General features: G+C 72.1%; 17 protein-coding genes. 7 read left to right on the plus strand and 10 right to left on the minus strand.

Annotated elements, in window-relative coordinates; translation table 11 throughout:
* Nucleotides 1-61 precede the first annotated feature (61 nt).
* Nucleotides 62-1,927: a glycoside hydrolase family 9 protein gene (locus tag ACSNN8_RS38075; protein ID WP_436655138.1), complete on the minus strand. Its 1,866-nt coding sequence runs from the start codon at nucleotides 1,925-1,927 to the stop codon at nucleotides 62-64.
* 72 nt (nucleotides 1,928-1,999) lie between these two features.
* On the opposite strand from ACSNN8_RS38075, the gene ACSNN8_RS38080 reads away from it, so the two are divergent.
* Both ACSNN8_RS38080 and ACSNN8_RS38085 read left to right on the plus strand, forming a co-directional pair.
* On the plus strand, nucleotides 2,000-2,434 hold the full coding sequence (locus ACSNN8_RS38080; RefSeq protein ID WP_436655140.1) for a helix-turn-helix domain-containing protein: 435 nt from the start codon (nucleotides 2,000-2,002) through the stop codon (nucleotides 2,432-2,434).
* A 32-nt stretch (nucleotides 2,435-2,466) separates the two neighbouring features.
* Nucleotides 2,467-2,874 (plus strand): VOC family protein, encoded by a 408-nt coding sequence (locus tag ACSNN8_RS38085; RefSeq protein WP_436655142.1) that lies wholly within the window; start codon nucleotides 2,467-2,469, stop codon nucleotides 2,872-2,874.
* Here ACSNN8_RS38085 and ACSNN8_RS38090 read toward each other — a convergent pair.
* From ACSNN8_RS38090 to ACSNN8_RS38110, 5 genes are all read right to left on the minus strand, one after another.
* The gene (locus tag ACSNN8_RS38090) at nucleotides 2,871-4,043 is read right to left on the minus strand and encodes a DUF1996 domain-containing protein (RefSeq protein WP_436655144.1); all 1,173 of its coding nucleotides are present in this window, start codon (nucleotides 4,041-4,043) and stop codon (nucleotides 2,871-2,873) included. The two genes, ACSNN8_RS38085 and ACSNN8_RS38090, sit on opposite strands and share 4 nt — an antisense overlap.
* Nucleotides 4,044-4,113: 70 nt before the next feature.
* Nucleotides 4,114-4,704, minus strand: a complete 591-nt coding sequence (locus tag ACSNN8_RS38095; RefSeq protein ID WP_436655146.1) for a class I SAM-dependent methyltransferase — start codon at nucleotides 4,702-4,704, stop codon at nucleotides 4,114-4,116.
* Nucleotides 4,705-4,706: 2 nt separating this feature from the next.
* Nucleotides 4,707-7,961, minus strand: a complete 3,255-nt coding sequence (locus ACSNN8_RS38100; protein ID WP_436655148.1) for a helicase HerA domain-containing protein — start codon at nucleotides 7,959-7,961, stop codon at nucleotides 4,707-4,709.
* Entirely contained in the window at nucleotides 7,961-8,605 is a 645-nt protein-coding gene (locus ACSNN8_RS38105) for a hypothetical protein (protein WP_436655150.1), read from the minus strand. The genes ACSNN8_RS38100 and ACSNN8_RS38105 overlap by 1 nt, the downstream gene beginning before the upstream one ends.
* Nucleotides 8,592-9,641, minus strand: a complete 1,050-nt coding sequence (locus ACSNN8_RS38110; RefSeq protein WP_436655152.1) for an endonuclease domain-containing protein — start codon at nucleotides 9,639-9,641, stop codon at nucleotides 8,592-8,594. Before ACSNN8_RS38110 ends, ACSNN8_RS38105 begins: the two co-directional genes overlap by 14 nt.
* Nucleotides 9,642-10,093: 452 nt before the next feature.
* Between ACSNN8_RS38110 and ACSNN8_RS38115 the strand changes: the two genes are divergently transcribed.
* From ACSNN8_RS38115 to ACSNN8_RS38135, 5 genes are read left to right on the plus strand one after another with little or no spacing between them, the layout of a single operon-like run.
* A complete protein-coding gene (locus tag ACSNN8_RS38115) occupies nucleotides 10,094-10,717 on the plus strand; it encodes a hypothetical protein (RefSeq protein ID WP_436655154.1) in 624 nt (207 codons plus the stop codon).
* 5 nt (nucleotides 10,718-10,722) lie between these two features.
* Nucleotides 10,723-11,094, plus strand: coding sequence for a hypothetical protein (locus ACSNN8_RS38120; RefSeq protein WP_436655156.1), 372 nt, complete (start codon nucleotides 10,723-10,725; stop codon nucleotides 11,092-11,094).
* A gap of 29 nt (nucleotides 11,095-11,123) precedes the next feature.
* Nucleotides 11,124-11,498: a YbaB/EbfC family nucleoid-associated protein gene (locus ACSNN8_RS38125; RefSeq protein ID WP_436655158.1), complete on the plus strand. Its 375-nt coding sequence runs from the start codon at nucleotides 11,124-11,126 to the stop codon at nucleotides 11,496-11,498.
* Nucleotides 11,491-11,808, plus strand: a complete 318-nt coding sequence (locus tag ACSNN8_RS38130; RefSeq protein WP_436655160.1) for a type VII secretion target — start codon at nucleotides 11,491-11,493, stop codon at nucleotides 11,806-11,808. Before ACSNN8_RS38125 ends, ACSNN8_RS38130 begins: the two co-directional genes overlap by 8 nt.
* Complete coding sequence (locus tag ACSNN8_RS38135) at nucleotides 11,805-12,497, plus strand: WXG100 family type VII secretion target (protein ID WP_436655162.1); 693 nt, start codon at nucleotides 11,805-11,807, stop codon at nucleotides 12,495-12,497. Before ACSNN8_RS38130 ends, ACSNN8_RS38135 begins: the two co-directional genes overlap by 4 nt.
* A gap of 76 nt (nucleotides 12,498-12,573) precedes the next feature.
* Here the strand turns inward: ACSNN8_RS38135 and ACSNN8_RS38140 are convergent, their stop codons facing one another.
* The 4 genes from ACSNN8_RS38140 to ACSNN8_RS38155 are packed head-to-tail and all read right to left on the minus strand — an operon-like array spanning nucleotide 12,574 to nucleotide 17,395.
* Complete coding sequence (locus ACSNN8_RS38140) at nucleotides 12,574-13,758, minus strand: Gfo/Idh/MocA family protein (RefSeq protein WP_436655164.1); 1,185 nt, start codon at nucleotides 13,756-13,758, stop codon at nucleotides 12,574-12,576.
* Between the two features lie 11 nt (nucleotides 13,759-13,769).
* On the minus strand, nucleotides 13,770-14,816 hold the full coding sequence (locus ACSNN8_RS38145) for a substrate-binding domain-containing protein (RefSeq protein ID WP_436655166.1): 1,047 nt from the start codon (nucleotides 14,814-14,816) through the stop codon (nucleotides 13,770-13,772).
* A gap of 48 nt (nucleotides 14,817-14,864) precedes the next feature.
* Nucleotides 14,865-15,881, minus strand: coding sequence for an ABC transporter permease (locus ACSNN8_RS38150; protein WP_436655168.1), 1,017 nt, complete (start codon nucleotides 15,879-15,881; stop codon nucleotides 14,865-14,867).
* Nucleotides 15,878-17,395 carry a sugar ABC transporter ATP-binding protein gene (locus tag ACSNN8_RS38155; RefSeq protein ID WP_436655589.1) on the minus strand — a complete coding sequence of 506 codons (1,518 nt, stop codon included), beginning with the start codon at nucleotides 17,393-17,395 and terminating at the stop codon, nucleotides 15,878-15,880. The genes ACSNN8_RS38150 and ACSNN8_RS38155 overlap by 4 nt, the downstream gene beginning before the upstream one ends.
* Nucleotides 17,396-17,513: the final 118 nt, after the last annotated feature.

Below are 17,513 nucleotides of genomic sequence, written 5' to 3' on the forward strand. Positions count from 1 at the left end.
CGGGGATCGACCAGTCTCTATCGATGACCTGACGCTAGCGTACTTGTCGATTCCGCACGGCTCACGGGCCGGGCCGGCCGGCGAGGAGCGCGAACGCCAGAAGGCCGGTGGCGCCGAAGTCGATCGAGGGCTCGGTGTTGGCCGAGACGCGGCTGTCGTCGGCGTAGTGCGCGTCCGGCCGGTCGAACGCGGCGAACGCGTCGGTCCGGCACGTCACCGGGCCGCTCGTGGCCTGCAGCTCGTTCACCCGGCCGGCGCTGTTGGGACCGTTGACGACGGCGCCGGCCATGCTCAGCCCGGCCGCGCCGGTCCTGGTCAACGTGGCGATCTGGTCGTGCGGGCAGCGGGGGTACGTGGTCCCGGCGCCCACGACCAGCGAGGTGCCCCACCCGTTGGCGCCCAGCACGACGCCGCGCTGGGCGGTCGCGAAGCCGGCGTACCGGCGGTCGCCGGACACGTGCTCGTACAGCTCGGCGGCCGCCACGTAGCCGAGCTGGCGGGCCGCGTAGTCGTACCCGCCGAAACCCGCCGCGGCGCCCAGGGGGTTGCCGGCGGCCGCCCGCTGCCCCGCATCGAGCCGCCGCCGCAGGTCCCGCAGCGCGACCGCGCCCTCGCCGGATCCGGGGCCGAACAACCGGACCAGCTCCGCGTCGGCCAGGACGCCGACGTCGTAGACGCTGAGGCCCCCGGCGCCGCGGGCGTCGGCGTTCGCCCGCGCCCACCCCGCCGCCGTACGGGTCCACTCCGGCGTTCGCGCGTCGCCCAGCCGGCGCCCGGCGAGCGCCAGCTCGGTCGCGCCGAGCGCGAGGTCGTCGGTCCACCGGTCCTCGGGATAGAAGCTGCGCGGCTCCGCGGTGACCAGCTCGCCGACGTCCTCGGTGCGGGCCAGGCCGAAGACGTGCGCGGCGGCATCCAGGTACGTCCGGGCCTCGCCGGGCTCGGCGACCTGGGCGGCCAGCGCGAACGCGGCGGCGACCCGGCCGGCCAGGTTGGGGCTGATCGGCTCGCCGGGGCCCGCGGCGCGGAAGACCGGGCGGTACCGCTGGTAGTACCGCTCGTCGCCGGGCCGCACGTCGAGCCGGTCGTCGGTCTCGGGCAGCCGCCAGGTGTCGTGGTCGCCGAGGAACCCGCCGGCCCGGCTGCCGCTGCCGATGCCGACCTGCGTGTGGAGGACCTCGTTGTCGTCGTCCCACATCTTGCCGAGCCACGCGGCGCCGTGCCGCGCCTCGTCCGCCAGCCCCTCCCCCACGAGCCCGTCGCGCTGGGCGACCAGCATGACGGTCACCGCGTACGCGGTGGTGTGCGTGAACTTCAGGAAGTCGCCGGCGTCGTACCAGCCGCCCTCCACGTCGACCGGCCCGCCGACGCTCTCCAGATCGGCCGTGATCCCCCCGGAGTCGTCGAACGACGGCGGGGCGTACACAGTGGCCTCCCGGTCGGACAGGTGGGCCGCCGTCCGCTGCCACGGGCCCGGCACCTGGTCCGCGCCGTCGCGGTGGTTGCGGAAGTACTCCAGCGAGTGCCGCGCCAGCGGCTGGAACAACTCGGCGGCGGACCCCACCCGAAACGGCGGAGACTCGGCCCGTACGGCGCCCTCGACCTTGATCCGATAGACGTGGTCCGCCGGCAGGCCGGTCAGGTCGATCGGCCGGACCTCGGGGAAGCGCTCGTTCCACGCGCCCCGCGCGGCGCCCACCCGCGGCGACAGCGCCACTTCGCCGTCCGCATCGACGACCTCGACCCGTACGTCCGCCGCCGCCCGCGGCGACAGCAGGTAGGCGGTCTTGGTCTCGCCCGCCGCGTAGCCCACCTGGTCGACCCGGACCAGCGCCTCCGGAGCCGACGGCCCGTCGCAGGCCACCCCGCCGGCGGCCAGGAGAACGCCGGCGAACAGCGCGGCGAGCACACGGGTGGTCGAGGTTCTCACCGCCGAGATTGTCGACCATCCCGCCGCGCCGGACCGGACGCGCTGTGCGGGCCGGTTCCCTACCATGGCGGCGTGAGCCGAGAGGTCGAGAAGCTGAACCGGCGGCTGCTGCGCGCCCGCGACGCGATCGACCGGGCGTATGCCGAGCCGCTCGACGTCCGGGCGGTCGCGGCGGTCGCGCACATGTCGCCCGCGCACTTCAGCCGGTGTTTCCGGGCCGCGTTCGGGGAGACGCCGCACCGCTATCTGCAGCGGCGGCGCATCGAGCGGTCGATGTTCCGGCTGCGGGAGACCGGCCGCAGCGTCACCGAGGTGTGCGCCGACGTCGGCTTCGCCAGCCTCGGAACGTTCAGCCGGACGTTCCGCGCGATCGTCGGCCAGACGCCGTCGGAGTACCGCCGGGGCCACGGACCGGTCGTCGTGCCGGGCTGCGTCCAGATGGCCAACGTCCGGCCACGATCGAGCAGCTTTGGAGAAGCGCCCGACGGCCCGGCTCGCCTAGCCTGACGACGGCCCGTTCCCCGGCGAAGGAGCACTGGATGATCACCAAGCTGAACGTCACGTCGGTCTTCGTCCTCGACAAGGAGGAGGCGCTGGAGTTCTACGTCGGCCTGCTCGGGCTCGAGAAGGGCAACGACGTCCGGCAGGGCTCGTACCGGTGGCTGACCGTCCGCGTCCCCGGCGAGGGCGGCACCGAGATCTCGCTGGAGGAGCCCGGCCCGCCGCTGCACGACGAGGCGACGGCCGAGCAGCTGCGCGAGCTGGTCGCGAAGGGTGCGCTGAACGGGCTCGTGCTCACCACCGGCGACGTCCGGGGGCTGTACGAGACGCTGCGGGCGCGCGGCTTCACGGACTTCACCCAGGAGCCGGCCGACCACTTCTACGGCACCGACATGGGCCTGCGGGACCCGTCCGGCAACCCGATCCGGATCCTCCAGCAGGGCTAGCGGTAGTAGCCGTAGTTGTCGCAGGTGTGGCGTTCGAGGATGCAGTTCTTCGTGCGCTTGTTCATCGCGTCGGCGTCCCACATGACGAAGGCGTCGCCGTGCATGGAGGAGGCGCTCTTGCCCACGGGGTCGGAGGACAGGTAGTAGCCCTGCGGGGTGCCCTTGACGCCGTACTGGATGTCGAAGGTGAGGGCGGGGATGCGTACGGGATGGGTCGAGGGACAGCCGCGGTCGGTGCCGAAGGCGACGTGGTCCTTGTGGTCGGGGCTGTCCAGGTGCTTGCCGTCCCAGCAGTCCGGGAACTGCATCATGAAGTGCAGCGTGGCGTCGCCGCCGCAGATGGGCCAGTTGCCGTTGGCGCTGCGGGCCACGCCGTCGAGGTCGCCGGGGCCGTAGAAGGCGCAGTAGAACTGGCCCTGGGCGCCGCGCGGGGTGGGCACCTTCTTCTTCGCGTCGCCGGTGACCATGCGCAGGCCGTTGGGCATCGGCTTCACGTCGCGGGAGCCGGCCCGCAGCGAGCGGTAGTAGACGCGGAAGCCCGTGGTCTCGACCGGTTTGCCCGTCGCGTTGTCGTAGAGCGTCGGCACCCAGTACGCGGAATGGTCCTGCACGGGTTTGCAGCTGGTGGCGGTGAACTTCGTCAGGTCGCCGGCCGTGGTGCCCGCGTCGACGGCCTTGTTGCCGACGAACGAGTGCATGTGCGAGGCGCCGGGCAGGCCGGGAAGCACGATCGGGTCGTCGGCCAGGCGGTGGCTGTACCGGCAGTCGGCGCGGAACTCGGGCAGGTTCCCCACGCCGGCGGGGACGGGGTCGACCTTGCGGGCCTCGTACGCGTCGAGCTGTTTGCGCCACGCCGCCTGGTCGACCGGGATCCAGCCGGCCCTGGGCGGTGGCGGCGTCTTCGTCGTCGTCGTCGTTCGAGGGGTGGGGGTCTTGCTCGACGCGGCCGGTCGGGCCGAGGCGGGACGGGTCGTGGTGGTGGAGGGCCGCGCCGGGGCCGATGCGCGGGCCGGCGTGGCCGGAGCGGCGGCGGTGACCGGCTCGGAGCCGCTTCGCGTGTTCGCCAGGGCGACAGCTCCCGCCGTCACGGCGACGGCCACGGCCACGGCCGTGGAGAGGACCGCCACCGTACGCCGGGGGCGGCGCCGGTGGGTCGTCGTGTTCGGCATTGCCTGCTCCTCACCCGTGGTGGCTTCCGGGCAAGGAGACGGGGGCGCGGCCGACCGATAACAGAAACGTTCAGGCGGCGCGCAGGACGGCGACCAGGAAGTCGGACTCCGGGGTGAACGGGCGCAGGTCCCACGACGCCAGCAGCAGGTCGGGGGTCAGGCCCACCTTGGCGGCGTCGGCCAGGAAGTCGTCGAACGGGTAGCCGCGGCCCGCGCCGAAGCCGACCACCAGGCGGGCGCCGTCGCGCAGGTGGCGGCGGCACCGGGCGAGGATCTCGACGCGGGTCGAGGGGGCCACGAAGGTCATGACGTTGCCGGCGGAGACGATCAGGTCGAAGGTGTCGGGCAGGTCGAGCTCGCTGAGGTCGCCGACCAGCCAGCGGGGGCCCGGGTGGTCGGTCTTCGCCGCCTCGATCAGGGCGGGGTCCAGGTCGACGCCGACGACGTCGTGGCCCGCCGCGGCCAGGTGGCCGCCGACGCGGCCGGTGCCACAGCCTGCGTCGAGCACCTTCGCGCCGCGGGGCAGCATGGCGTCGATCATGCGGGCCTCGCCGGCCAGGTCCGCGCCCGCCGCGGCCAGGGACCGGAAGCGGTCGATGTACCACTGGGAGTGGCCCGGGTTGTCCGCGAGGAGCTTGAGCCAGCCGTTCTGATCACTCATCGTTACGAGAGTAACCTGCTGCGTTCGACGACCTCCTCGCTGGTCAGGGGACTGCGCGGGTGGTGGGTGAGCGAGAGCGGCGTACGGATCTTGCGGGGCGGGCGGCCCTCGGCGGCGAGGTAGAACTCGCCCGTGGTCAGCCGCGAGATGTCGGGGACGTCGCCGCCCTTGGCGCGGGCCATGTCGCGGGCCGCCTCGATGTGCACGGGGCTGTTCATCAGGCCGTACATCTGGGTGGCGGCGTTGCCGGGGATGCGGTTGTGCAGGCCCTTGGGCGCCTGGGTGGCGAAGACGAGGCCAAGGCCGTACTTGCGGGCCTGCGCGGCCAGGGCGAGGGTGCTCTGCGTGCACGCCGTCATGGCGCCGGACGGGGCCAGCGTCTGGGCCTCGTCCATGATGAGCAGCCCGAGCAGCGGGCGGTCGCCGGCCGGGTTCCTCCTGATCCAGGCGAACAGGGCCATCTGCAGCTGGTTCACGAACCCCTGGCGGGCCTCCTCGGACTGCAGCCCGACGAAGCTGATCACGGAGACGCGGGCGCGCTTGCCGTCCGCGGGGGTGAGCAGCAGGCCGGGGTCCATGGGCGTGCCCTGACCGCCGAACAGCGGGTCGTTGACGGTGGCGGCGGTGAGCGACTGCGACAACCCGAGTGCGATCTTGTCGGCGCCGTCGATGTCGAGCAGGCCGTCGGGGAACGTGCCCAGCGTGTCGATGAGCCCCTGCAGCCGGCTGCCGCCGCGCCGGCCGTAGTGCTCGACCGCCTTCCTGAGCACGGCCGCCCCGAGCTGCGCCTTGGTCGTACGGCCGGTGACGCCCGCGCGGGGGGCCAGCGAGGCGACGGCGGCCTCGACGGCCTCCGCGAACTCGTCCTCGTCGTCGCGCACGCTGCGGAAGTCGGGCAGCGGCTGGAAGCTCAGCGGGCGGCCGGAGGCGCGGCGCGGGGTCCAGACGACGACGTCGGTGTTCGCCAGGTAGTCGGCGGCCTTGGCGGCGTCGCCGGGCTGCCACTGCCGGGGCGGCTCGGGCCAGGCCTCGCCGAGGCGGGCCAGGTCGTTGTTGGGGTCGAGGACGATCGCGGAGACGCCCTGCAGGGCGCACTCCTCGACGATGCGGCGGATCAGCACTGTCTTGCCCGAGCCGGAGCCGGCGAAGATCGTCGTGTGCTTGCGCAGCGCCTCGAGCGGCAGGCGGGCAGGCGACCGGTCGTCGTAGTCGTAGCCGACCGTGAACGACGGCTCGGCGGGCGCCGCCGACCCGGCGGTTGCTGACGGCCCGGCGGGGGCCGACGGCTTTGCGGGGGCCGACGGCTTTGCGGCGGCCGACGGCTTTGCGGGTACGGCCTGCGCCGCGACCACAGCGGCCACGCCGACGGCGGGCTGCGCTGTCTCCGCGGGCTGCGCTGGGTTTGCGGGCGCCTCGCCCCCAGGCATCCACCTCCGCATGTCGGCGAGGGCGTGCTGCAGGAAGGCAAGGCCCGAGGCCGGCCGGCGCTCGGCGAGCCACCCCTGCAGGTCCATGGTGGTCTCCGACAGCATCACCCGGAGCGCCGACAGCGTCCGCAGGTCGTCCTCGCTGAGGCCGAGCGTTGCGCCGCCCTCCTGCTCCAGCTTCGCCACGGCGGCCCGCGTCCGCTCCCCCGCCGCCCAGTTTCCGTTGCGCAGCAGGAAGAGCCGCCGCTTGGGCGTGCCCGCGTCGACGGCGGCCGCCACGGACGCCTTCCGGATGCGCGACAGGGCCGCGCTGTGGTGGTGCTCCTCGCTGATCGCGCGGAAGCACCAGTGCACCTGGTCCTCGGTCCGGTCGTTCAGCGTCAGGCGCAGCCGCGCGTGCAGCGCCGGGTCGGTGCTGGGCGGCGGGTCCACAGTGAACGCGCCGTCCGCGTCGCCGCGCTCGAGGATCCAGGCGGTCAGCCCGGCGGCCAGCAGCGGGGGCACGGCCCGGTCCTCGGTGTCGCGCCCGAGCGGCGCGAGCACGTCGGCCGCCTTGCGCAGCTCCGCGAACCTCAGGTCGTACGCCCGGAGGTTGTCGGTCCTGGGAGGCTGGGGCGGCGGGGCCGGGGGCGTGTCGCCGAGCCGCTCGAGGATGCGCACCTCGTCGTCGTCGATGCAGGCGCGCACGTGCTGGTCGATCTCGATCAGCAGCTGGCGCGGGGTGTAACGGCCGGCCTTGTCGAACGCCTGCGGCGCGACCGGCCACGTCGGGAACGGCGGCTCGAACCCGGCCTCGGCGTAGCGCAGCAGGAACCGCTTCTCGATGATGGCCCGCGCCAGGGCGTCGTCGTTGATGCGCTGGAGCACCGGGGTCAGCCGGAACCGGTCGGCCACCGTGTCGGCCGCGGACGTCGAGATGATCGTCCACGAGTTCGGGATGCAGGCGAGAACCGTGAGCGTACGGCGGGTGATCTGCCGCAGCGTCATGAGGCCGTCCGCCATGCGCGCCAGCATCAGCGCCTGCTCGGGGTCCACGATGGACGACGCGGCCAGCGCCGGGTCGCTCTGGACGGCGACCTGGGCGATCAGCGTGTCGATCTGGTCGATCGCGACGACCGACGGGCCGGTGAGCGCGAGCAGCCACGACAGGTCCTGGACGATGAGCTGCGCGGAGCGGGGCGCGCGGCGCATCCCCCAGACGTTGCGCTCGCCCGGCACGTTCTCCTCGCCCGAGATGAAGTAGTTCTCGGCGAGGTCGCGGTGGGCGACGTCCTCGGAGGCGCTCAGCGCGAGGGCGCGCGCGGTCTCCTGGCTCGACCGCGCCACCTGCCGGTCGAACTCGCCGAGCCCCTCGACGAAGGCGTCCAGGTCGGCGCGGGTCAGGTCGGTCTCGCCCATCACCGCGCGGCGCGACTTGCGGGGCGCGCCCACCATCGCGGACAGCCGGCGCAGCAGCAGGGTGAGCTGGGTCTGACCGGTGCCCGGGACGGGCCGGGAGAGTCCGTCGAGCATCGCGGCGAGCACGCTGTCCCAGAAGCTGCCCGCGTCGAGCAGGCTGACCAGGAAGAAGTAGCCCTCCTGCTGCTGCACCTGCTGGCGCACCCAGCCCAGCAGGTGCGTCTTGCCGGAGCCGCGCTGGCCCTGCACGACCAGGCCGATCGGGCTGGCGTCCCGGCTGGCGCTCGCCTCGGCGAACCCGTCCGAGATCTCCCGCAGGACGGGCACGTGCAGGCCGTCGACGTGGAACGGCAGCGGGCGCCAGATGTCGTCGGGGACCGGCGCCCAGTTGAACCGCAGGGCCTTGAGCGCCGCGCGCTGCGCCTCGTTCATCACACCCCGATCGCGAGCAGGTGGTTCTCCTGCCCGCCGAGGCGCAACGCGGCCTCGTGGTCCGCCGCGGTGAGCGCCTTCTGGTTGGACTCGGGCACGAACGTGGCCTCGCCGCTGTCGCTGAGCCGCAGCAGCGCGTCGTCGAGGCGGGCGCGCGGCACGTCGGCGAAGAACGGGCGCAGCCGGGTCAGGCTCACCCACACGCCGGGGTGAAGGGCCAGGGCCTCGTACGTGCTGAGGACGCGCGGCCGCAGGTCGTCCTCCGCGGCCTTCTTCCCAGCCGCGCGCATCTCGGTCTGCGCGAACAGTTCGGTGAGGTTGGCGGCGCCGCTGCGCTCGAGGAGCCGTTCGCGCAGATCGGCGTGCAGGGCGGTGAGCGCCGCGCCCAGAGCGGTCGCGCCGCGTGCCTTGAAGTTGAGGTCGCTCTGCATCCGGACCCAGCCCTTGTCGTCGAGTTGCAGGGCGGTCGTCCGGCCGCTCTTGCGGTTCGAGACGTAGTGCAGCCGGGCGAGCTTGTCCCGGGTCGGCTTGCGCACGTCCAGCCCGTACTTCTGCTGCAGTTCGGTGTTGAGCACCTCGCGCGCCTCCACCATGAGCACCACGAGGATCGCGGCCTCCGAGGGGGTCAGGTCATCGCCGGCCATGGTGGTGTCCTTCCGCTGTGTCGCGCCGCCGGGCCCGCACGTACGTGCCGATCTGGTGAACCACGGCGCCGACGTCATGAATGATTCGGGCGTTGGTGAAGCGCAGAACGGCGTAGCCGTCCAGGGTCAGTTGCACGTCGCGCCGCCGGTCCTGCTCGTAGCGGGCGGGATGGCAGTGCTCGGGCCCGTCGATCTCGACGACGCAGCGCTCCTGCGGCCAGAGCAGATCCAGCCGTACGGGCGGGGTGAGCGCGTTCGAGCGGTAGTCCTGATTCCACCGGCGGCCCGCGGCCCAGTCCTGTTTCGCGAGCGCCGCCTCCAGCGCGGCCTCGACCGTGCTCGCCGGATGCGGACGGCCGGCGTCGGCGCGGCTTCCCCCGGAAACCTGCACGCGTACGGCCGGGAGGCGCTCGCTGCTCCCCCCGACCAGCCACACCGCCGGCCCCCCGTTGTGCACCACCCACTCCGCGCCCGCGACCACCATCTCGGCTCGTCGCGCCGCCTCGCCCTCCCCCGCCGCGTCGCATCTCTGCGCCGTGCCGCCTTTTTCCGCCGCGTCGCGTTCCCGCGCCGTGCCGCCTTTCTGCGCCGCGTCGACCAGCAGCACCGTGCGGGGCCGGCCGAACGCCTCCGCGACCAGACGGGTCAGCTGCCGCAGCCGCACGCGCAGCGGCAGCACCGCCGGCACCCGGTGACCGGTGAGCGCGAGGACCGCGAGGTCCGTCAGGAACGTACGCGGGTAGCGGCTCCGGCGAGCGTGCTCCGCCGCCAGCATGCGGGCCGCCGCAAGCCCACCCAGGTCCGCCCGGTGGGTGCTCACCTCCGGCAGCCACGCCGGCAACAGCTCGACCGCCGCCCTCTCCAGCGCCCCGACCGCAGCTTCGGCGAACGCCGCCGGCGTGCGGCAGACCCGCGGCGGGCTGACGACCAGCGGGGCCGGCTCACCCTGATCGCCGGCGAGGACGCTTGCGAGGTCGTCGACCTCGGCGCCGGAAAGCGAGACGACGCGGTCGACCGGAACATCGGTCAGGGTCATGCGCGGGCGCTTCCCGGGATCTGCCACCTGCGATCTACTTCGGTGGTCAGTGTTCTCATCCCTCCGGAGCCGTCGCGAGCATGCCGCGACCAGCCTACGAATCAGTAGTCGATGAAGCTACAGCGCAGGTACGACCTTTTATCGCCGAACGGTTGAGTGTCGTTCTTGATCGGCTCTGCGCTGTGACTCCCGTCGCAGGACACGACATTTATGATCACTATTCGGCGGACGATTCGGGATCGCCCCGGTGATCACCAAAGGGGCTGCACGCCGAAATTGACAGCGGTCTGTTGCTACTCTCCGCTCAAGCGAAGATCGGCGAGCGAACGGACTGATCCGTGACGGCGCGACCCCGAAGCCCGGACGGCGAGGAGACGCCGGCACCCGACCGCAACCACCGCAACGGGGACGATGCGGCATCGGGTTCTCCGGGTCCGCCTCCCGTGGGGAACATGGTGGCGGCGGAGCAGGCCGTCGGCGTCAAAGGCGTGAGCGGCCGCCCGGGCGCGAACATCGACGCCTCACACAGCGGCGCCGGCACGACATCGCAGCCTGCAGCGTCGGACGCCGGCGAGCCCATGCTGGCGACAGCTCTGCGGACCTACGAGCAACTCGGGGCCGAACCCCCGACGGTCGACTTCGTGCGGAACGACGAGGAGAACGGTCCCGCCCATACGCTCGAGCGCCACGGATCTCACGTGCCGCTCAGACGCGACCCGAACGTGCGAACGATCGAGGGCCGCATCTACAACGACAAGGGGTGGGAGAGGGCCGAGAACCAGTCGTTCCGATGGGACGATCCCGTGATCATGGCCAGGGAGGTCAACGGGTACATCCGGCGGAACTGGGAGACCATCCGTAGCGACCTGGCGCTGGAAGGCCGGCACAAGGGTCATTTCGACGCGGGTCACCGTGTGGGCGAGGGTTTCATCAACTCCGGAATGCACGGCACGGGGCCGCGCCAGGCGCATTACATGGTGACCAGCCTGGTGCGCGTCACCATCAATCTCGTGGCTGACTCCGATCCGGCTAAGGCGTTCGTCGTCAGCGCCTTTCCCGCCGGGATACTACGGTGAGACGCATGGACACCTCCCGGCTCCCCGAGCCGCTCCGGGCACGGATAGCCGAGCGTGAAGCACGCTCGACGATGGAGAAGGCGCGATCGCTCATGCTCGGCTATGTCGCCGACACCGACGGCATCGACGAGATCCGCACGGAGCTGGAGTCGACCGCGCGATACAACACCTACTTCCTCCGCCAGGAGCTGGCAGCTCTGGAAACGCTGCTCACCGAGGAACTCCCGCCCGGCACGCTCTTCGAGCTGGTCTCCGTGGACGGCAGCTGGCCGCTCGACGACGATCCGACCGATGCCGGTGCGGCTGCGTTCCTGCGGCAGTTCCTGGCCTGGGGCTGGGCGGCGATCGCATCGGCGGAGACGGGCCGGACACATTGACGATTGACGTGGCGCGATAGAAAGGGGGTGTGACCGAGCCTCTGCTGGACCCCGACAGTTCGCGCGACTACCTGCGGGACTGGAAGGGGCGCGTCGATCGGGCTGCGGCGGCTGCGCAGGCCATGAGTGAGCGGCTCGGGGACCTGCGGATCACGGCGGCCGACGGCAACGGGCTGGTCGAGGTGACGATCGACTCGGCGGGGGTGCTGGTCGACGTGCGGTTCAGCGACCGCGTCCAGCGGGTGTCGCCCGACGTGGTGTCGCGGGCGGTGATGACGGCGTTCGGCAGCGCGCGGCGGGAGGCTGCGGAGCGTACGCGGAAGGTCATCGACGAGACGGTGGGCCCGGACTCGGTGGCGGGGCGGGTGATCGGCCAGAGGCTGCGGGGGGACGCGGATGAGTGACGGGTTCTCGGTCGACGCGCAGCAGATCCGGGCGCACGCGGGCAAGGTGGAGGCCGTGCAGGAGCGCTTTCAGGCGGTGAAGGCGGCCAGCGGCGCGATCGCGCAGGACGACGCGGCGTACGGGATGCTCTGCGGGTGGATGGCGGGCATCCTCGAGGCACGCCACGCGAAGCAGAACGAGCTCTACGCGTACGTCGAGGAGAACCTGCGGCTGGCGGCGGACGCGCTGGTGCGCACGAGCCAGGACTACGAGGCGGTCGACGACGCGGCGGCGCGGCGGCTGCGGGAAGCGGGCGGGCGGCTCGGATGACGAACCTGATCGCGGTGGCCTCGACGGGGCCGGGCACGTCGGGGGCCTCGCTGGTCGACAGCTTCCAAGGGCTGCACCAGACGATCGCCGGCGAAAGCTGGGTCGATCAGGCGCTGGCGGGCGGCGCGTTCGCGCTGGAGGCGGCGTCGGCGGTGCTCGACCCGTTCGGCACGCTGCTGGCCAACGGGCTGGGCTGGGCGATGGAGTACTTCGAACCGCTGCGCGAGATCCTCGACAAGCTGGCCGGCATCCCAGAACGGGTGGCCGCGCACGCCGCGACGTGGGAGAACATGGCGCGCGAGCTGGGTGCGATGTCGGCGGACCTGCAGAGCGCCCTGGCCGTGGACGTGCCGGACTGGACGGGGCCGGCGGCGGCGACGTATCAGAGCCTGATGGCCAACAACGTCGACGCGCTGGGCGGGCTCGGGTCGCTGGCGGCGACGATGGCGGTGTCCACCCAGGCCGCGGGCAACCTGGTCATGTTCACCCGCGACCTCGTCCGCGACCTGATCGCCGACCTGGTCGCGCGGGTGATCGTGTGGGCGGCCGAGTCGCTGCTGATCGTGACGATCCCGGTGGTGGCGGCGCAGATCGCGTCCGCGGTGGTGAAGTGGGCGGGCCGGATCCTGGGGTACACGACGGCGCTGGTCACGAGCCTGACCAACCTGACCCGGCTGGTGAACGGCTGAGCGGGGCGATTCCGTCGCGGGCCGGCTCGACGCGGGGCGCAACCGCGTCGTCCCTCACCGGCCCGCGACGGAGGATCTAGAGGGCGGGTTCCAGGGCCTGCTCCACCGACGTCCATTGCTGCGACTCGGCCGAGCGGCTCACCGCGTCGAGCACGAGCTGCACCTGCAGCGCGTCGGCGAACGACGGGGTGGGCTGGCGGCCGGCGGCGATGGCTTCGATCAGGTCGCGCACCTCGTGGGTGAAGGTGTGCTCGTAGCCGATGCCGTGGCCGGGCGGCCACCAGGCGGACATGTACGGGTGGTCGGCCTCGGTCACCAGGATCCGGCTGAAGCCCTGCTCGCTCGCGGGCAGCGCCGCGTCGTAGAACTCGAGCTCGTTGAGCCGCTCGAAGTCGAATGCCACCGAGCCGAGCGAGCCGTTCAGCTCGACCCGCAGCGCGTTCTTGCGGCCGGTCGCGAACCGGGTGGCCTCGTACGTCGCCACCGCTCCCCCGTCGAGACGGGCCAGGAACAGCGCCGCGTCGTCGACCGTGACGTCCCCGAACGACTCGGCGGCCGACGCGGACAGCCCGGACGACGCCGAGGGCAGCGGCCGCGACTTCACGAACGTCTCGGTGAGCGCCGAGACCTTGGTGATCGACTGCCCGGTGACGAACTGGGTCAGGTCGATGATGTGCGCGCCGATGTCGCCCAGCGCCCCGGAGCCCGCCAGCTCCTTGCGCAGCCGCCACACCAGCGGGAACTGCGGGTCGACGATCCAGTCCTGCAGGTACGACGCGCGCACGTGCCGGATGGTGCCGATCCGCCCGTCCTGCACGAGCTGCCGCATGAGCGCCACGGCCGGCACCCGGCGGTAGTTGAACGCGCACATCGCCCGTACGCCCGAGGAAGCGGCCTTGGCAGCGGCCGCGGCCATCTCCTTCGCCTCGGCCACCGTGTTGGCCAGGGGCTTCTCGCACAGCACGTGCTTGCCCGCGGCGAGCGCGGCCAGGGCGATCTCGGCGTGGGTGTCGCCCGGGGTGCAGATGTCGATCAGATCGATGTCGTCCCGGGCGATCAGCGACTGCCAGTCCGTGGTGTGCTCGTCCCAGCCGAGCTTCGCCGCGGCGGCCGCCACCCCTTCCGGGGAACGGCCGCTCACCGCGGTCATCCGTGCCGACAGCGGCAGGTCGAAGGCGCGGTTGACGGTGCGCCAGGCCAGCGAGTGGGTGGCGCCCATGAACGCGTAGCCGACCATGCCGACCCGCAGCTGTTCCGACATCGACAGTCCTCTCAGAAGCCGAGCTTCGCGTACTGCGCGGCGTTGTCCTTGGTGATCGTCTCGGAGGTGAGCGTGATGTCCGTGGGCACCTGGAGCTCGACGAGGTCGCTCATGCCCTTGCCCTGCCCGATGAGCCGGGCGAGCGAGATGGCCGAGGAGGCCATCGACGGGCTGTAGGTGACCGTGGCCTTGAGCACGCTGTTGTCCGCCGTGATGGCGTCGATGGCGGCCTTCGAGCCGGCGCCGCCGACCATGAAGAACTCGTTGCGGTTGGCCTGCTTGATCGCGGCGAGCACGCCGATGCCCTGGTCGTCGTCGTGGTTCCACAGCGCGTCCATCTTGGGCAGCGCCTGCAGCAGGGCGGTCGCGGCGGCCTGCCCGGAGTCGGCGGTGAACTCCGCCGGGCGCCGGTTGGCGACCTTGAAGCCGTACTGGGCCAGGGCCGTCTTGAAGCCCTGGCTGCGCTCCTGGGTGAGCTCGAGCGAGTCGATGCCGGGGATCTCGCCGATGACCGGGTTCGCGACGTTCTTGGCCTTGAGCTGCTCGCCGATGTAGTGGCCGGCGGCCAGGCCCATGCCGTAGTTGTCGCCCTTGATCTGCAGCCGGTAGGCCGCCCGCGACGGGAACGCCCGGTCGAGGTTGATGACCGGGATGCCGGCCTTCATCGCCTCCAGGCCGGCCGCGTCGAGCTCCTTGCCGTCGGCCGGCAGCATCACGATCACGGTGGGCTTCTGGGCGACGAGCGTCGAGATCGCGGCTCGCTGGGCGGCCGCGTCGGCGCCCGACTCGACCGGCTTGAACTCCACGTCGGGGTACGCCGCGGCCTGCGCCTTGGCGTTGTTGGTGATCGCCGCGAGCCAGCCGTGGTCGGCCGCCGGGGCGGAGAAGCCGATGGTCACCTTCTCGCCGGCCGCGGCGTTCGGGTTCGCGCTGGCGTCGGTGTTGGTGTTCACCTGCGCGCTGGTGTCGGGCTCGTTGCTCGTGCAGGCGGTGAGAAGGGCGCCGGCGCCGACGGCCGCGCCGCCGAACAGAATGCGCCTACGGGACAAAGCGGACATGATTCCTCCAAGGGGGTACCCGGACGAAGCGATGCCGGGCGAAAGAGATCAGCGCTTGAACAGTTGCGTCAGAGAGCGGTAGCGGAACTGCTGGATCAGGACGGCGACCACGATGATCGCGCCCTTGACCATGTTCTGGACCTCGGTGGAGAGGTTGTTGATCGCGAACAGGTTGGTGATCGTGGAGAAGACGAGCACCCCGAACAGGGCGCCGATGATCGTGCCGCGGCCACCGCTGAGCAGCGTGCCGCCGATGATCGCCGCGGCGATCGCGTCCAGTTCGTACAGGTTGGCCATGGCGGCCTGAGCGCTGGTCGCCTGGGAGGTGAGCATGATCGCGCCGATGCCGCAGCACAGGCCGGACAGCGCGTAGAGCAGCATGGTGTGCCGCTTGACGTTGATGCCGGCGAGCCGGGCCGCCTCGGGGTTGCCGCCCACGGCCACCGTCCGGCGGCCGAACGTGGTGCGGTTGAGCAGCACCCAGCCCGCGGCGACCACGAGCCCGAGGATCCAGACCAGCAGCGGGATGCCGAGCAGCCGCGTGCTGGCCAGGTCGTTGATGAACGTGTTCGCCGAGACCTGTGTCTGCTTGCCGGAGATCTGGGCGGCGAGCCCGCGGGCGGCGACCAGCATCGCGAGGGTCGCGATGAAGGGCACCAGCTTCCCGTACGAGATGAGCACCCCGTTGACCAGGCCGACCACGACGCCGACGACGATCGCCGTGAAGATCATGCCGCCGGCGCCGTAACTCTGGGTCGCGAGCGTGGTGGCCCAGACCCCGGCCAGGGCGACGATCGCGCCGACGGACAGGTCGATGCCGCCCCCGATGATCACGAAGGTCATGCCGACCGTGACCACGCCGATCGCGGACGCCTGCTGCAGGATCGTCAGGAAGTTGTTCTTGACCCAGGTCGGGTCGCTGTAGAGGTCGGGCTTGGTGACGATGCCGACGACGATCAGCAGGACGAGCACGCCGACCAGGCCCAGGTTGCGCAGGACCCCCTCGTCGAGCTTGCGTCGCTGCTGCTTGGCGGGCGCCTCCGGGGGCGCCGTCTGGGTTGTCATGCTGGCTCCCCTTCCAGAATGGACTCGGTCGTGAGCGACCCCGCCATGACGAGGTCGAGAACGGCGCCCTCGTCGAGGTCGGCGGCGGGCGCCTCGCGGATGATCCGGCCTTCGCGCATCACCAGCACCCGGTCGGCCAGGCCGAGCACCTCGGGCACCTCGCTCGAGACCAGCAGCACGCCGACACCGCGTTCGGCGAGGTCGTGGATGACCTGATAGAGCTCGGCGCGGGCGCCCACGTCGACGCCGCGGGTGGGCTCGTCGAGCAGCAGCAGCTTCGTGTCCTCGAGCAGCCAGCGCCCGACCACGACCTTCTGCTGGTTGCCGCCGGAGAGCGTCCGGATCGGCCGGTCCACGTCGCGCGGGCGCAGCTCGAGCAGGTCCGCGGTCTTGGCTGCGGCCCGGCGCTCGCCGCCCGCGTCGGTGAACCCCGCCTTGGCGAAGCCGCTGAACGAGGCGAGCGTCATGTTCTTGTAGACCGGCTCGTCGAGCAGCAGCGCCTGGCTCTTGCGCTCCTCGGGGGCCATGCCCATGCCCATGCGCACGGCCCGGCCGACCCCGGTGATGCGCCGGCCGTCGAGGGTGACCGTGCCGGAGTCCGCGCGGCGCGCGCCGAAGATGGTCTCGAGCAGCTCGGAGCGGCCCGAGCCGACCAGCCCCGCGATGCCGACGATCTCGCCGGGCGCCACGGTGAGGCTGGCGTCGGCGAACTCGCCCGTACGGGAGAGGCCGTCGACGACCAGCAGCGGGTCGCGCTGCTGCGCGGGGCGGCGCGGCGGGAAGACGTACTCGATGCTGCGGCCCGTCATCCGGCTCACCAGGTCGCGCGTCGGCGTGGTGCGCGCCGGCAGGTTCGCGGCGGTGGTTCGCCCGTCCTTGAGCACGGTGACGCGGTCGCCGATCTCGCGGATCTCCTCGAGCCGGTGGGAGATGTAGATGACCGCGATCCCCTGGGCCGTCAGCTCGCGGATGATCCGGAACAGGTTCTCGACCTCGTCATGAGCAAGCACGGCGCTGGGCTCGTCCATGACGATCAGCCGGGCGTCGTGCGAGAGCGCACGGGCCATGCTGACGATCTGTTTGCCGGCGGCGGGCAGGTCCCGCACCGCCGTGCGCGGCGGGATCTCGGGGTGGCCGAGGCGGGACAGGATCTCCCGGGTCCGGTACGCCGTGGAGCGCCGGCGGGTGAATCCGAAGCGGCTCTCCTCGTGGCCGAGGAATGCGTTCTCGGCGACGGAGAGGTCGTCGACCAGGTCGAGCTCCTGATAGATGGTCGCGATGCCGGCGCGCATGGCGGCCTGCGGCGTGGCCGGCGCGAACGGCTCGCCGAGCCAGCTGATGCGGCCGCCGTCGGCGTGGTGCACGCCCGCCAGCACCTTGATCAGCGTGGACTTGCCGGCGCCGTTCTGCCCGAGCAGGCAGTGCACCTCGCCGGCGCGCACCTCGAGCTGCACACCGTCGAGGGCCCGTACGCCCGGGAAGGTCTTCACCACGTCGGTCAGGCGCAGCACCACGTCGCCCGGGCCCTCGCCGCCCCCGTCGGTCGGCGGGACCGGTGTCGTCGTGGCCGGGCTCTTGTCGTCGCCGGTCGTCGTGGCCGTGCTGTCGTCGTGGGTCGTCGTGGCGGGGCTG

The sequence above is a fragment of the Actinoplanes sp. URMC 104 genome (assembly GCF_051386375.1).
Taxonomy (GTDB): domain Bacteria; phylum Actinomycetota; class Actinomycetes; order Mycobacteriales; family Micromonosporaceae; genus Actinoplanes.

What these genes read in the sequence shown, in the direction of transcription:
- ACSNN8_RS38100 (WP_436655148.1), bottom strand. Translation starts at nt 7,961, where the DNA reads ATGAACGAGGCGCAGCGCGCGGCGCTCAAGGCCCTGCGGTTCAACTGG.
- ACSNN8_RS38135 (WP_436655162.1), top strand. Translation starts at nt 11,805, where the DNA reads ATGACGAACCTGATCGCGGTGGCCTCGACGGGGCCGGGCACGTCGGGG.
- ACSNN8_RS38145 (WP_436655166.1), bottom strand. Translation starts at nt 14,816, where the DNA reads ATGTCCGCTTTGTCCCGTAGGCGCATTCTGTTCGGCGGCGCGGCCGTC.
- ACSNN8_RS38105 (WP_436655150.1), bottom strand. Translation starts at nt 8,605, where the DNA reads ATGGCCGGCGATGACCTGACCCCCTCGGAGGCCGCGATCCTCGTGGTG.
- ACSNN8_RS38090 (WP_436655144.1), bottom strand. Translation starts at nt 4,043, where the DNA reads ATGCCGAACACGACGACCCACCGGCGCCGCCCCCGGCGTACGGTGGCG.
- ACSNN8_RS38150 (WP_436655168.1), bottom strand. Translation starts at nt 15,881, where the DNA reads ATGACAACCCAGACGGCGCCCCCGGAGGCGCCCGCCAAGCAGCAGCGA.
- ACSNN8_RS38115 (WP_436655154.1), top strand. Translation starts at nt 10,094, where the DNA reads ATGGTGGCGGCGGAGCAGGCCGTCGGCGTCAAAGGCGTGAGCGGCCGC.
- ACSNN8_RS38085 (WP_436655142.1), top strand. Translation starts at nt 2,467, where the DNA reads ATGATCACCAAGCTGAACGTCACGTCGGTCTTCGTCCTCGACAAGGAG.
- ACSNN8_RS38120 (WP_436655156.1), top strand. Translation starts at nt 10,723, where the DNA reads ATGGACACCTCCCGGCTCCCCGAGCCGCTCCGGGCACGGATAGCCGAG.
- ACSNN8_RS38095 (WP_436655146.1), bottom strand. Translation starts at nt 4,704, where the DNA reads ATGAGTGATCAGAACGGCTGGCTCAAGCTCCTCGCGGACAACCCGGGC.
- ACSNN8_RS38110 (WP_436655152.1), bottom strand. Translation starts at nt 9,641, where the DNA reads ATGACCCTGACCGATGTTCCGGTCGACCGCGTCGTCTCGCTTTCCGGC.
- ACSNN8_RS38130 (WP_436655160.1), top strand. Translation starts at nt 11,491, where the DNA reads ATGAGTGACGGGTTCTCGGTCGACGCGCAGCAGATCCGGGCGCACGCG.
- ACSNN8_RS38140 (WP_436655164.1), bottom strand. Translation starts at nt 13,758, where the DNA reads ATGTCGGAACAGCTGCGGGTCGGCATGGTCGGCTACGCGTTCATGGGC.